We start from the raw sequence: 13,366 nt of genomic DNA, 5'->3' as shown, positions 1-13,366 counted from the left end.
CGGAGGCCGGCCCGCCGGATCCGGGGCATCACTCGGCGGCACGACCGACGTCATGGCGGGCTCTCCCCATCAAGCAGTTCCCGCAGCGCCCGCGCCTCCCCCGCGCTCAGCCCGGTCACGAAGCGCTGGAGGACGGCGATCGGATCCGGTCCCCGGTCCAGGGCGTCGTGCATGGCCTCGGCGGTCAGCTCGGCCGCGTCGCGCGCCGGCCGGTAGGCGCCGCGCCGCCCGTCCGCGTCCCGCAGCACCAGCCCCTTGTCGTACAGCCGCCTGAGGATGGTGTGCACCGTGTTGTAGGCCAGACCGCCGCCCAGTTCCGCCTGGATCTCGGCCGGCGTTCGGGGACGCTCCACCGCCCACAGAGCAGCCAGAACCGCAGCCTCCAGCTCGCCCGCACTACGCCGTTCGGGCCTCTCGCGTGGGCCGCTGCCCGCCATGTCGGCCACCTTTGACGTGGGGAGACATCCTCTCACCCTCCTCTAACCCTACAAGCCGTAGTGTTACAAGAGGCCCTACGGGCTGTAGGGGATCGATCCCGTGGCCTGCGACGACGAGAGGTACATGATGGCCGACGGCTCGAACGCCACGACGACCGGCGCCTGTCCAGCCGGCCTCACACCGCAGGCCGCCCGGACTCGGCGCCCCCGGGGTGAGCCCTGGCTCGCGGCGGTCGCGGCCACTTTCGTCCTTGCCCAACTCGCCCTGGTCCGGCCGGGATTCGGTCTCGGGTGGGACGAGACGGTCTACGTCAGCCAGGTCAGCGGCCACGCCCCGGCCGCCTTCTTCAGCGCGCCCCGCGCCCGGGGCATCTCCCTCCTCGTCGCCCCGGTCACGTCGTGGTCCGGCTCCACCTCCCTCCTGCGGATCTACCTGGGCGTCCTGTCCGGCCTGGCCCTCTACTTCGCCCTGCGCGTCTGGCGAGCCCACGTCATGCCGCGCGTCCTGGCCCTGGCGGGCGCCCTGTTCGTCTCCCTGTGGGTGACGGTGTTCTACGGCCCGCAGGCCATGCCCAACTACTGGGTCGCCGTCGGCGCCCTGGCCTGCGTCGGCTGCTTCCTGCGCGCCCGCGCGAACGCACGGGACCGGGCAGCCTGGTGGGGCCTGTTCGCGGGTGCGGCGCTGATGGCGTGGATGCGCCCGATGGACGCGAGTTATGTCGTACTGCCTCTGCTCGCCCTTTCCCTGCGCCGCCCGCGTCTTCTCGTCGTGCTGGTCGCCGGACTGCTGGCGGGCGTCGGCGAGTGGGTGATCGAGGCGTACGCGAGTTACGGCGGCCTCGCGCAGCGCCTCTTTGACGCCTCCCGTATCCAGGGCGGCCTGGGATGGCACCTGGCGGTCGTGGACCAGCTGCGCAGTCTCGGCGGGCGCACGCTGTGCCGGCCCTGCACCGGGTCGGTCCCCAGCCCGGTGGTGACCCTGTGGTGGTTCGCGCTGCCGCTGCTGGCCGCCCTCGGCGCGGTGGCCGCGGTCCGTGCCCGGCGCGCGCTGCCCGTCCTGCTCCCGGGGGTCTGCGCCGTCACGGCGGCCGTGCCCTACCTGTTCCTCATCGGCTACGCGGCCCCCCGTTTCCTGTTGCCCGCCTACGCCCTGCTCGCCCTTCCCGTCGCCTACGGCCTCGTCCACGTGGTCACCGCTCCGGCCCGCGGGCGTGCGCGCACCCTCGCCATGAGCCTGGTGGCGGCCGGTCTGGCGGGCCATCTGGCCGTGCAGTACGTCGTCCTGGAGCGCACCGTGCGCGCTTCCGTCGCCCACCGCGCGGACTGGTCCCGTACCGCGGCGGCCCTCCATACGCTCGGGGTGCGGTCTCCGTGTCTGCTCAGCGGTTACGAGGCCGTCCCGATCGCCTTCTACACCGGCTGCGGTTCCGCCCAGACCGCGGGCCACGACGCCAGCGCGACCGCGGCCGAACTGACCCGGGCCGCCCACCGGAAGCCCTTCGCCGTCCTCACCCCGCCGGGCGGCCGTCCGCCCGCCTACGCTCACGGCTGGCCCGTGGAACGGGTCGGCGTTCTCCAGGCATACGTGGCTCCCGCCGTACGGCAGGGGCGGTGAACGGCGTGAGCGCGGCCGACGGCCTGCCGATGACCGGGCGGCGGCGGTTGTACTGGCAGGTGGGGATCACTCTGGCGGTGCTCGTCGCCGCCGTCGGGATGCTCGCATCGCACCGGGCCACACTCGACAGCGGAACCGACCAGCTGGCCGCGGCCGACGGGGAGTGGCTGCTGCTCGCCTGCCTCGCCGCCATGGCCACATGGGTGTGCGCGGCCGTGGCGCAGCAGGGGGCGGTCGCCGAACGGCTGCCGAGGGGGCGGCTGGTGGCCGCGCAGTTCGCGGCGTGCGCCGCCAACCACCTCCTCCCGGCCGGGGCCGGTGCGACTGTGGTGAATCTGCGGTTCCTGACGCGGTGTGGGCTGTCCACCAGGCGCTCGGCGACCGCGCTGGCGGTGAAGGCGGCCGTCGGCGGGATCGTCCGGTGCGTGCTGGGCGTGGCCCTGCTGGTGACCTCGCCGGGCACGGTCCGGCTTTCGGCGCGGGTCCCGCACGTGCTGCTCCTGCTGCCGGTGGCAGTAGGGGTGGTCGTGCTGGCGGTCGCGGTGAGTGGTCGTCTGCGGCGGGCGGCGGGCCGGGCCTTCGCCGACGTGCGGGACGTGCACCGGGTCCGGGCACGGGCCTGTGCGCTGTGGGGCGGCTCGGTCGCGTTCGCGCTGTTGCATGCGGGGGTGGTCGTCGCTGTGGTCCACGCGCTCGGCCTCGCCCTGCCCACCGGCCGGGTGGTCATGGCGTATCTCGTCGCCAGCGGCGCGGCGGCACTGCTGCCCACGCCCGGTGGACTGGGGTCGCTGGATGCCGCGCTCGCCCTCGCCCTCACGGCGGCCGGGGTACCGGGGCAGACGGCCATCTCGGCGGTCCTTGGCTACCGCCTGCTGACCGGCTGGCTGCCGATGGCCCCCGGTCTGCTGGTCCTGGGACTGCTGGTCCGCCGCTCGGCGCTGTGAGCCACCCGGAGACGGTGCCGTCCCCCCGCCGGTGGGTCACGGGCATCGGCCCACCGGCAGGGCGGCAGCAGGGCCGGAGCCGCAGAACCGGTCGGCGCGGTGGGCGCCCTGGCGCGAGGCCCCGAATGCGTTCTCAGCTCGACGGGGCCGGCTGCTGTTCGAGCCGGTAGCCGTGTCCCCGCAGTGTGGTGATCTCCGGCAGCCGGGCCGGGGACCCGTTCGCCTCGGCGGCCTCGGTCAGTCTGCGCCGCAGGCCCGCCATCGTCACATCCAGAGTCTTGGTGGACCCGAACCAGTTCTCGTCCCAGACCTCGGCCATCAGCGTCTCCCGCGACACCGCCTCGCCGACCCGCCCGGCCAGCACCGCGAGCAGGTCGAACTCCTTGGCCCGCAGCGGGACTTCGACGCCGTGCAGCGCGCAGCGCCGGGCCGCCACGTCGACGACCAGATCGCCCAGCCGCACCGGCTCCCGGGCCGGGGGTGCCACCGCGTGCCGCCGCAGATGCGCCCGCAGCCGGGCGAGCAGCACGGTCAGGCTGAACGGTTTGACCAGGTAGTCGTCGGCCCCGGCGTCCAGTCCGGCGATGACGTCGATGTCCTCGGTGCGCGCCGTCAGCACGACGATCAGCAGGTCGGGAAGGCGGGCGCGCAGCTGCCGGGCCACGTCCAGGCCGTCCATGTCCGGCAGCCCCAGGTCCAGCAGCAGCACGTCGTACGGTGCCCGCAGTGCCTCCACCAGCGCGCCCGCCCCCGTACGGCACCACGCCGGCGCGTAGCCGTGGCCGCGCAGGCCGGTTTCCAGGTGGTGGCCGATGGTGGCGTCGTCCTCGACGACGAGGACACGCGGACGGCTGCGGTCCGGTGCGTTTGGTGCGACGGGCATGCGCATGGTCGACAGCCTAGGAGTGGCGTGGGCCATGGGCTCGTCGTTGCCGTACGGGTCGGTCACAGGTCACGGAGTTCCTCCACGGCGGGGCGGCGGGTGCCGCGGATGCCGTTGAGGGCTGCGGCGAGGATGGCGGCGACGGCGGCGGTCGCGGTGAGTGCCAGGTAGGTGCCGGGGACCGACAGGCTCGCGGGCGGAGGATCGAAGACCCCGGTCAGGACCTTGACCAGCATCTGTGACAGCGCCCAGCCGATCAGGGCGCCTCCGGCCAGGCCACCGGCGGCCAGCAGCAGGGCTTCGGTGAGGACCATGCCGCGCAGCTGGCGGGCGCGCGCGCCGAGGACCGTGGCGATCGCGAAGGTGCGGCGGCGCTCCGCGAGCCCGAGGGCGAGGACGAGTCCGCCGGCTCCCGCGGCCAGCAGCACCGCGAAGGCGAGTTCGACGCGCGTCAGGCCCGCTAGGTCGACGGCGGTGAGGCTGGTGCCGACGGTGCCGCGGGCCTGGGTGAGGTCGGTGACGGTGGCACCGGTGCCGAGCTGCCGGCGCAGCTGTGCGGCGATCTGCTTCTGGTGGCTGCCGCCGGTGTCGAGGAGGAAGGCGCCGGCCGCGTCGCTGCCGGTGGCCTTGGCGATGTAGGAGGCGTTGGCGACGAAGAAGCTGTCCTTGGGGGCGGTGGGGAATTCCTTGGCGATGCCCGCGTAGTGGAAGGGGACGGTGCGCAGGGCCTTGGTGCGGGCGTCCTGGATGCGCAGGTTGACGGTGTCGCCGGGGGAGAGCTGGAAGTCGTTGACGGTCTCGACGCTGACCAGGAGGTTGTCCGGGCGCTGGGCGAGGCGTCGCATCAGCTGGTGGGCGGTGCCGCCGGCGAAGTAGGCGTCCTGGAGTGAGGTGGCCTTGGCGATGGTGTCCGGGCGCACGCCGTAGAGGTCCTGCAGGTCGGAGCCGACGTAGGCGAAGCGGTGCTGGAGGGGTTCGACGTGCCGTACGCCGGAGACCTTCAGGGCGGAGGCGGCACCGGGTGCGAGGTGGGCCCCGGGCGGTTCGGTGACGGTGACGTCGGCGCCGTTGGTCAGCCGGGCGTCGACCTCGGCCTGCTGCTGGAAGGTGGCGTTGAAGACGGCGGTGGACACGGCGAAGGAGACGGCGAGGGCGAGCAGGACCACCGAGCGGGCGAGCGGACGGCGGCGCCGGGTCAGGACGGCAGCGGTGGTGCCGGCCAGGGTCGCGGTCAGCGGGCGGGCCAGCCGGGTCAGGACGGGACGGCCGTGGGTGAGGGCGAGCAGGGTGAGGCGCCACAGCAGCAGCGCCGCGCCGGCCCACAGCAGGGCGGGGCCGAGGAAAGCCCAGTACGACACGGAGATGCTGGGGACACCCTCAGGGGCGAGGACCAGGGCGTACTGGTTGCCGGAGGAGGCACGGAAGACCAGCCACGAGCCGGTCAGCAGCACGAAGTCCAGGCCGTACCGCATCCACCAGGGTGACTGGGTACGGAGTTGGCCCTCCTGCTTGCGGGTGTCGGCGACGGTGACCGAGCGCACATCCCGCAAGGCGGGGACGAGGACGGCCCCGGCGGCCACCACGGCTCCCAGCACGAAGGCGATCGCGTACCAGACCCACCACGTCCCCGCACTCGCGCCGAAGGAGGCCGCGCCGAAGGCGAGACGGCCGGTGAGCGCGGCGACTGCCAGCCCCGCGAGGCCCCCGGCGAGGCCGATCAGGGCGGCCTCCAGGCCCGCGAGACCGGTGATCTGGCGGGGGCGCAGTCCGCGTAGCCGCAGCAGCCCCTGCTCCTGGCGGCGCCGTTCGCCGCCGGCCGAGGCGACCGCCGCCGTCAGCGCGGCTGCCAGGACCGCGCCGGGCACGCCGAGGAAGAGGAAGAGGATCTGCGCGTACAGGGCGTCCTGGCGTGCGGAGTCGAGAGCGGCGCCGATGTTGTCGCCGACCAGGGCGGTGCCCGCGGAGCGTGCCTCCAGGTTGTGGGCGGCACCGGTGACCGAGGAGAACGCGGCAGCCGGGTCGGAGGGCAGGCGCGTGTCGTCGCGGATGACGTGGATCTGGGTGGTGACGGCGGTGGCGCCGCGGGTGAGGGAGGCGAACCGGGCGGCAGGCAGCAGGACGACGTTGTCCGGGGGCGCGGTCGGCTGGGACTGGCTCGGGGCGCCGACGGTCTGGAAGAGGGAGTCGGCCTGGGGCAGGTCGACCACGCCGTCCACCTTCACCTGGCGCAGGCCGGCGCCGGGGAGCTGGAGGCCGATGGTGTCGCCGGGCGCGGCGTGCAGGTTGGAGGCGGTCTGCTGGGCCAGCAGGACGCCGGTGGAGGAGCCCGACAACGTACGGATGACGTCCGGGAAGCGGGCACGGTAGCCGTCGGGAAGGCCGAGGGCCATGCCTGGACCGGTGGTCTGGGTGCTGCCCTGCACGCGGGCGGTGAAGCCGCTGGTGTGGGCGAAGCCGACCGGCAGCGCGGCTCCGGTGCCGGGAGTCTTCTGCACCAGTGACAGGACGGCGTTCGGGTCGGCGCCTGGCTGCACCTGGACCTGCCAGTCCACGGCGACCGAGCGCAGGGCGCGCTGGGTCATGGTCGCCTTCGAGGCGGTGAGGAAGGAGCCGAGTGCGGCGACGAGGGCGACCGCGAGCGCGATGCCTGCCAGGGCGGCCAGCAGCCGTCCGGTGCGGTGGCGGGTCAGCCCGCCGGCCCATGCGGTGATCATGACGCCTCCTCGGGTGCGAGCAGCCGTCCGTCGCGCATGGTGCGCCGTGCGGTGAGCCGGGCGGCGACGGCGGGATCGTGGGTGGTGATGATGAGGGCCGCGCCGGTGTGGCCGGCGGCCGTCAGCAGGGCGTCCAGGACGCAGGCGCCGGTGGTGTGGTCGAGGCGGCCGGTGGGTTCGTCGGCGAGGATCAGGCGGGGTGCCTGGGCCAGGACCCGGGCGGCGGTCACTCGTTGGGCCTGGCCGCCGGAGATCTCCTCGGGCAGCCGGTCGGCGAGTTCGGCGGCGTCCACCAGGGCGAGCGCGGCGAGGGCCATCTGCCTGGCCGCCTCTTCCGGGTGGCCGGCGAGGACCAGGGGGAGGGCGGTGTTCTCGGCCACGTTCAGGGCGGGGATCAGGCTGTCGCCCTGGAAGACGAGTCCGATGTCGTACGGCCCGAGGGAGGCGGCGCGGGTGACGGTGCCGTGGGTGGGCTGTTCGAGCCCGGCGATCAGGTGCAGCAGCGAGCTCTTGCCCGACCCCGACGGGCCGATCACCGCGAGCCGGTCTCCGGCCCGGATGTCCAGGCCCGCGCCGTGCACGGCCACGACCGCCTGCGTCCCCCGGCCGAAGGTCAGGGCCGCGTCCGCGCAGCTGACGAGCACGTCATCCGATGACATCGTGCGCCTCCCGTCGGCCGTGCGGGTTCGGGGTGTCGGTGGCCTTGCCGTCCGTCAGGGTGATCACCCGGTCCGCGATCCGGACCGCCTCCGCGCTGTGCGTGACGATCAGCACCGCGCAGCCCTCCGCGGCCCGCTCCCGCAGCATCGAAAGGACCAACTGCTCACTCTCGCCATCCAGTTCACCGGTCGGCTCGTCGGCCAGCAGGACGGCGGGCGCGTTGGCCAGCGCGACAGCCAGCCCGGCCCGCGCCAGCTCTCCGCCGGACAGCTGCCGGGGCAGGGCATGCGCCCGGCCGGCCAGCCCCACCCGGGCCAGCAGAGTCTCGGCCGGGACGAGGGCCCTGCGGTCCCGCGCCCGCTGCGGCAGGCGGACGTTGTCGCGCACGCTCAGGTGCGGCAGCAGATTGCGGGACTGCAGCAGGACGCCGATGTGCCGGGCGCGCAGCCGGGCCCGCTCGGTCTCGGGCCGGTGACTGATCCGTACGCCGCTCACGCGGACCTCGCCGCCGGAGGGCTCGTCGAGTCCGGCCAGGCACGCCAGCAGGGTCGACTTGCCGGCCCCGGACGGCCCCACGACCGCGACCGTCTCACCGCGCCGCACCGTCAGCGACACCCCGCGCAGCGCGAGCGTCTCCTCCTCGCCGGCCCGGTAGAAGCGGTACAGCTCGCGGGCCGTCAGGACGTCGGCGGCCGAACCACCGGAGTGGTACGAGTCGACGGGCATCGGGCTCACCGCCACGCGAAGGAGTCGCTGACGATGCGCCAGGGATCGACGTTGTCAGCCTTGACCGGCCCGGACAGGGTCAGGTCCACCTCGTTCCCGGCGCGGTAGAAGGCGTACCGCTCGAACGCGTCCCGCACCACCTTGCCGGTCACCGGGTCCTTCGCCGAGTCGCCCTGATAGGTGAGCAGGACCACACGGCCGGCGTGCCGGGGCACCTCCGACACCTTGGGAGCGGCGAACTTCGAAACCCGGGAGCGCAGTTGCGGTACGACCGTGTTGGTGACCGAGCCGGTCGTGGGCGCGCCGGCAGCGGAAGCGGCCGTGATCTTCACGGTGTTGAGCTTGTCCGTGAACACGGCGGTGCTTCCCTGGCCGGTGCGGGCCCAGCCCTCGGGCACCTTCACGGTGAAGCCGGTGAAGGAACCGCCGCTCGGCCGGTAGGAGACGAACACCTGGTTGTCTGGGATGTCGCCCGGCGGGTTGGACTCGGTGGGCGCCGCGTTGTTCTGCCCACTGCCACCGCCGGAGGAACCGGACGCGGGAGCGGCCGGAGGCGTCGCGGAGCCGGATCCCGAACCCGAACCCGACCCGGAACCGGAACCGGAACAACCGGCGGCCACCGCCGCTACGAGCGCCAGTGCGACGGCCGCGTACGACCGTGTGTGTGCTGCCATGGCCACTGCCCTCCAGGGAAGTCCTCGGACCGGACGGTCACGGCATCGACGCTAGAAGGCAGCCGGTTAACCCTCCGCCCGCCGAGGGTTAGACGACGGCAAAAGCGTGTGGCGGCTCGTGTCCGCGCAGGTGGGCGGCCCGCATGATGGGGGCATGAGACAGCGCGTGGTGCGAGTGGCCCTGACCGCAGCCCTGGTCGCCGTCGCCCTCCTCGCCGTCCCGCTCGCCCTGGTGATCAGGTCGTCCCTGTACGCCGGCCAGCGCGACACCCTGGAGCGGGCGGCCCTGGCCGGCGCCGTACGCGTCAGCCCGGACTACACGAGCGGCGACCCGGTGGAACTGCCCGCGGCCCCTGCCGGAGGGCACCTGGGCCTGTACGACACCCGACTGCGCCTGCGGGCGGGCAACGGCCCCAAGAGCGGTGACGCGACGGTACGCCGGGCCCTCGGCGGGACGGTGGTGCGCGGGCACTCGGCCGGTGACCTGACGGTCACGGTGCCGGTCGCGCACGCCGAGCAGGTCATCGGCGTCGTACGCGCCTCCTCACCCGCCCATGCCGTACGCGACCGCGTTCTCGCCGTATGGGCCGTACTCGCCGGCGCGTGCGCCCTCGCACTGACCGTGGCCGTCCTGGTGGCGCGCCGTCAGGCGCAGGCACTGGCGACACCATTGGAGGATCTTTCCCGCCACTGCCGGGCCGTGACCGAGGGCGACCTGAACGCCCGGGCCGCCCCCAGCAGCATCGCCGAGATCGACCAGGTCGCCCGCACCCACAACGAGATGCTGCACAGCCTGTCCGAACTCCTGCGCCACGAACGCGACTTCACCGCCAACGCCTCTCATCAGCTGCGTACCCCCCTCACCGGCCTCCAGCTCACCCTGGAATCGGGTCTCGCCCAGGACAGCGACGCTCGGCTGAGGCCCGTGCTGGCCGAAGCTCTGGCCACTACGGCTCGCCTGCACCACACGGTGGAGGAGGTACTGCGCCTGTCCCGCTCCAGGGAGGTGTCCCGCCTTGCCGCCGGCAAGATCGCGGTACGGCAACTGGTGCAGGAGACGCAGGAGCGGTGGCACGGGGTATTCGCCGGGGACGGCAGACGCCTGGAGTGCGCCGCGCGTGACGCACCGGCCGATGTCCAGGTCCCGGGCGCGCCCGTGTCGGAGGTCCTCGGCATCCTGCTGGACAACGCCCGCGTCCACGGCCGCGGCACCGTCCGGGTCGCGGTGCGGGACCTGGAGGACGCCCTCGCCTTCGACGTGAGCGACGAGGGCGCCGTGGCGGGTGAGCCGGCCCGGCTGTTCGACCGCGGGCACACCGGCGGCGGGCCGGGAACAGGCATCGGTCTGGCCCTCGCCCGGGACCTGGCCGTCTCCCTCGGCGGCAGGCTCTCCCTGACCAGCGGCCAACCGGCCACCTTTACGCTGCTCGTGCCAGTCGACCAGAACGAGGCATAAGAGGCACAAGAGGTACCTGGGTGAGACGGTGGCTGCCTCGTACTGCGGCCACGAGCATCCTGAGGAGGGGCACCGTCGAACCCACATCATCCGCATCCTGGGCAAGCTGCGTCTCCGGGACCGGGTGCGGACACGGGCTGCGACCGCTCACGCACGCGAGGCCGAGGCGACGACCCGGCTTGCGGCAGTTTTCTGCAGCAGCCCGTAGGCGAGCACGGGCAGCAGCAGGTGCGGTTTGTCGGGCAGTGTGGTGGTGATCAGGACCGCGCTGGCGCTGCTGTTGTTCATGCCGCAGGCGAGCGTCAGCGACGAGGAGGAGGGGGCGTCCAGGCGCAGCAGGCGTGCGGCGGCCCGGCCCAGCAGGAAGGAGAGCAGGCAGACGAGCGTCGCCACGACCAGCGCCGCGCCGAGCAGCAGTGGACGCGGGTGCGCGAGGAACGAGCCGAGGGCGCCACTGGCGTTGACGTACGTCAGGACCAACGATCCGACGAGGGCCACGGGCGTGATCACGCGCAGCGCGTGGCCCCGCCACGCCGTCGGCAGGGCGAGCCGGCACAGGATTCCGGCCGCGCAGGGCAGGACCACGCCGACGAGGGCGAAGCCGCCGTGGGCCGTGTGCCCGGTCGTGGTGAGTGTGTCGGCGTAGTCGTCGCTGAGGAGCGGTACCAGGGTGGTGATGACCAGCGGGATGGTGAGCGGGCTCAGGAGTGTCGAGGCGAGGACGAGCCCCACCATGGTGGGCTGGTCGCCGTCGTCCTTGCCGGTCCACACGGTGGCTCCGGCGGCGACGGGCATCGCCACGATCAGGATCATCGCCGTGACCAGGCCGCTGCCGCCGTCAGCGTCGGGCGTTTGACGCAGGACGAACGCGACGAGGGGGATCACCAGCAGCGGGATCGCCAGGTGCAGGACGAGTCCCGCCAGCAGGGCGGTGGGACTGCGCAGCAGTCGGCCCAGCTCTCGGACGGGCACCTGGAACCCGGCGGAGAAGAGCACCAGGGACAGCAGCAGCGGGCCGGTGCTCAGCGGCAGACCGCCCGCGGTGCCGAGCGGCAGGGTGTGCTCCCGGCGCAGCCACAGACCGGGACCGGGCAGGAGGAGGGCGGCGAGATAGGACAGCACCACGGCCCGGCCGAGTCGGCGGCGCAGCCAGATTTCCGCCCGGTCAGCGGGCGGGAGGGAGCCAGACGGATGGTTCAAGGCGGCCTTCTTCCATAGCGGCGGACTGGACGGGGCGGAACGCCGCTATGTAAAAGCCCTGATCACGAGTCGTCATGGCATTCATGGTGCCCGGGTGACGCGGATGCGGCAGGCGATGCCGCACGGCAGTCAGGATGCGTTCAGGTATCCCGTGGCACGGTCAGGTCTCATGACATACGAGACGTCCAAGACCTCCCCGACCCCGGTGGCCGGCGCCCAAGCGGTGTCCTCCGGCCGCCGGCTGGGCTGGAACAAGGTGCCCGAGGTCACCGCCTACTTCTGGATCATCAAGGTGCTGTGCACCACCGTGGGCGAGACAGCTGCCGACCTCCTCAACGAGAAGGCCGGCCTCGGCCTGACCGGCGTGTCGGTGCTGATGAGCGCGCTGCTGGCGGTCGTCCTGGTGGTGCAGTTCCGCACCACGGCCTACCGCGCGGGCGTGTACTGGCTCGCGGTTGCCCTGATCAGTGTCGTCGGCACGCTGATCAGCGACAACCTCACCGACAACATGGGCGTACCCCTGGCGACCAGTACCACCGTCTTCGCGGTCATTCTCGCGATCGTCTTCGTGATCTGGTACCGGCGTGAGCGGACCCTGTCCATCCACCACATCGACACCCGCAGCCGGGAGTCCTACTACTGGCTCGCCGTCCTGTTCACCTTCGCGCTCGGCACCGCGGCCGGTGACCTGGTCTCCGAGCGCATGGACCTCGGCTACTGGCTCGCCGCGCTCCTGTTCGGCCTGGCCATCGCCGCGGTCGCCCTCGCGCACTTCAAGCTCGGCCTGGACGCGGTCTGGAGCTTCTGGATCGCCTACGTCCTCACCCGCCCGCTCGGCGCGTCCATCGGCGACTACCTCTCCCAGCCCACCGGCGACGGCGGCCTGGGGCTGGGCACCGTCGTCACCAGTGCTCTGTTCCTCACCGTCATCCTCGGCCTGGTCGTCTACCTCTCGGTGACCCGGAAGGACGTGGCGGAGCCTCAGCGCATCGCGCGGCACGCGGCCTGAGCAGGCACGCGGCAGGCGTTCAGGATGCGTTCAGACCTACACGCTGCCACAGTTGGTCACGACGATCGCCATTGCGCGGTCGCCTCTTCTCACAGGGCGCTCGTCCCCATCGCGGGGCGGGCGCTCTGCCGTTCGACCGAAGCGGAGCCCCCCACAGTGCAGCAACCGGAACTGTTCACCGATCTGGACGTCGCGAGCGCGACCAAGTCGGTGATGAAGAAATTACCCGAGGTCACTCTGGCGTTCTGGATCATGAAGGTCGCCGCGACCACTCTCGGTGAGACGGCCGGCGACCTCTTCGCGCAGACCCTCAAGCTCGGCTACTTCCTCACCACGATCGTCCTGTTCCTGCTTTTCGTGGTGACGCTGGTCGTCCAGCTCAGGTCCAGCCGCTACAACCCGTTCTTCTACTGGACCGTGATCCTGTCGACCAGCATGGCCGGCACCACGATGTCCGACTTCATGAACCGGGACGCGAGCGCCAAGTTCCTTTCCGGCGGTTCCACTTCCCTGGGGTGGGGACCGCAGGGGCTCGGCCTGGGCTACCCCACCGGCGCGGCGATCCTCATCTCGGTCCTGCTGGTCATCTTCGCCGTCTGGAAGACGACCGGGATGACCTTCCAGATCCGCGACATCGTCACCTTCCGCGGCGAGGCCCTGTTCTGGTCGGCGATTCTCGTCTCCAACACCCTCGGCACCTCCATGGGCGACTTCCTGTCCGACAGCTCCGGGCTCGGCTACGCCGGTGGCGCGCTGCTCGTGACGGCCGCGCTGGTCGTCCTCGTCGCCCTGATGAAGGTGCCGGTGGTGCCGAACGTGCTGCTGTTCTGGATCGCCTTCGTCCTCACCCGCCCCCTGGGCGCCACGGCGGGTGACTTCCTGACCAAGCCGGCCGCCAAGGGCGGCCTGGACCTCGGCACGGCGGGTTCGTCGGCTGTGCTGCTGGCCGTCCTGCTCGGTCTGGTCGCCTTCGCGCAGGTCCAGGAACGCCGGATCACCGCGTCGCGGCGATCGGAAGGGGAGCCGGTCACTCAGCGGGCCGACTGAG

General features: G+C 72.6%; 12 protein-coding genes. 5 read left to right on the top strand and 7 right to left on the bottom strand.

What is annotated here, in order from left to right; genetic code table 11:
- Positions 1-50: 50 nt before the first annotated feature.
- Entirely contained in the window at positions 51-437 is a 387-nt protein-coding gene (locus ACFYRX_RS00440; protein WP_389095224.1) for a BlaI/MecI/CopY family transcriptional regulator, read from the bottom strand.
- Between the two features lie 127 nt (positions 438-564).
- Between ACFYRX_RS00440 and ACFYRX_RS00435 the strand changes: the two genes are divergently transcribed.
- Both ACFYRX_RS00435 and ACFYRX_RS00430 read left to right on the top strand, forming a co-directional pair.
- Positions 565-2,052 (top strand): hypothetical protein, encoded by a 1,488-nt coding sequence (locus ACFYRX_RS00435; RefSeq protein ID WP_389096858.1) that lies wholly within the window; start codon positions 565-567, stop codon positions 2,050-2,052.
- Positions 2,053-2,081: 29 nt separating this feature from the next.
- Complete coding sequence (locus ACFYRX_RS00430; RefSeq protein WP_389096856.1) at positions 2,082-2,996, top strand: lysylphosphatidylglycerol synthase domain-containing protein; 915 nt, start codon at positions 2,082-2,084, stop codon at positions 2,994-2,996.
- A gap of 133 nt (positions 2,997-3,129) precedes the next feature.
- Here the strand turns inward: ACFYRX_RS00430 and ACFYRX_RS00425 are convergent, their stop codons facing one another.
- The 5 genes from ACFYRX_RS00425 to ACFYRX_RS00405 form a co-directional block, all read right to left on the bottom strand.
- Entirely contained in the window at positions 3,130-3,879 is a 750-nt protein-coding gene (locus ACFYRX_RS00425; protein WP_389096854.1) for a response regulator transcription factor, read from the bottom strand.
- A gap of 62 nt (positions 3,880-3,941) precedes the next feature.
- Positions 3,942-6,593, bottom strand: coding sequence for an FtsX-like permease family protein (locus ACFYRX_RS00420; protein WP_389095222.1), 2,652 nt, complete (start codon positions 6,591-6,593; stop codon positions 3,942-3,944).
- Positions 6,590-7,252, bottom strand: a complete 663-nt coding sequence (locus ACFYRX_RS00415) for an ABC transporter ATP-binding protein (protein ID WP_389095220.1) — start codon at positions 7,250-7,252, stop codon at positions 6,590-6,592. The genes ACFYRX_RS00420 and ACFYRX_RS00415 overlap by 4 nt, the downstream gene beginning before the upstream one ends.
- Positions 7,239-7,979 carry an ABC transporter ATP-binding protein gene (locus ACFYRX_RS00410; protein ID WP_389095218.1) on the bottom strand — a complete coding sequence of 247 codons (741 nt, stop codon included), beginning with the start codon at positions 7,977-7,979 and terminating at the stop codon, positions 7,239-7,241. Before ACFYRX_RS00410 ends, ACFYRX_RS00415 begins: the two co-directional genes overlap by 14 nt.
- A 5-nt stretch (positions 7,980-7,984) precedes the next feature.
- Positions 7,985-8,653 carry a hypothetical protein gene (locus ACFYRX_RS00405; RefSeq protein WP_389095217.1) on the bottom strand — a complete coding sequence of 223 codons (669 nt, stop codon included), beginning with the start codon at positions 8,651-8,653 and terminating at the stop codon, positions 7,985-7,987.
- A 154-nt stretch (positions 8,654-8,807) separates the two neighbouring features.
- Here ACFYRX_RS00405 and ACFYRX_RS00400 point away from each other — a divergent pair, with 154 nt between their 5' ends.
- On the top strand, positions 8,808-10,109 hold the full coding sequence (locus ACFYRX_RS00400) for a sensor histidine kinase (RefSeq protein WP_389095215.1): 1,302 nt from the start codon (positions 8,808-8,810) through the stop codon (positions 10,107-10,109).
- Positions 10,110-10,256: 147 nt separating this feature from the next.
- Here ACFYRX_RS00400 and ACFYRX_RS00395 read toward each other — a convergent pair whose 3' ends face one another.
- The gene (locus ACFYRX_RS00395; RefSeq protein WP_389095213.1) at positions 10,257-11,309 is read right to left on the bottom strand and encodes a sodium-dependent transporter; all 1,053 of its coding nucleotides are present in this window, start codon (positions 11,307-11,309) and stop codon (positions 10,257-10,259) included.
- 169 nt (positions 11,310-11,478) lie between these two features.
- On the opposite strand from ACFYRX_RS00395, the gene ACFYRX_RS00390 reads away from it, so the two are divergent.
- Complete coding sequence (locus ACFYRX_RS00390) at positions 11,479-12,318, top strand: hypothetical protein (protein WP_389095212.1); 840 nt, start codon at positions 11,479-11,481, stop codon at positions 12,316-12,318.
- Positions 12,319-12,474: 156 nt separating this feature from the next.
- On the top strand, positions 12,475-13,365 hold the full coding sequence (locus tag ACFYRX_RS00385; protein ID WP_389095210.1) for a hypothetical protein: 891 nt from the start codon (positions 12,475-12,477) through the stop codon (positions 13,363-13,365).
- Position 13,366: the final 1 nt, after the last annotated feature.

The sequence above is a fragment of the Streptomyces sp. NPDC005374 genome, assembly GCF_042872225.1.
In the GTDB taxonomy this organism is placed as follows: Bacteria; Actinomycetota; Actinomycetes; order Streptomycetales; family Streptomycetaceae; genus Streptomyces.
Note: the sequence above shows the minus strand (reverse complement) of the source record. Positions and strands in the feature narration are given on the sequence as shown.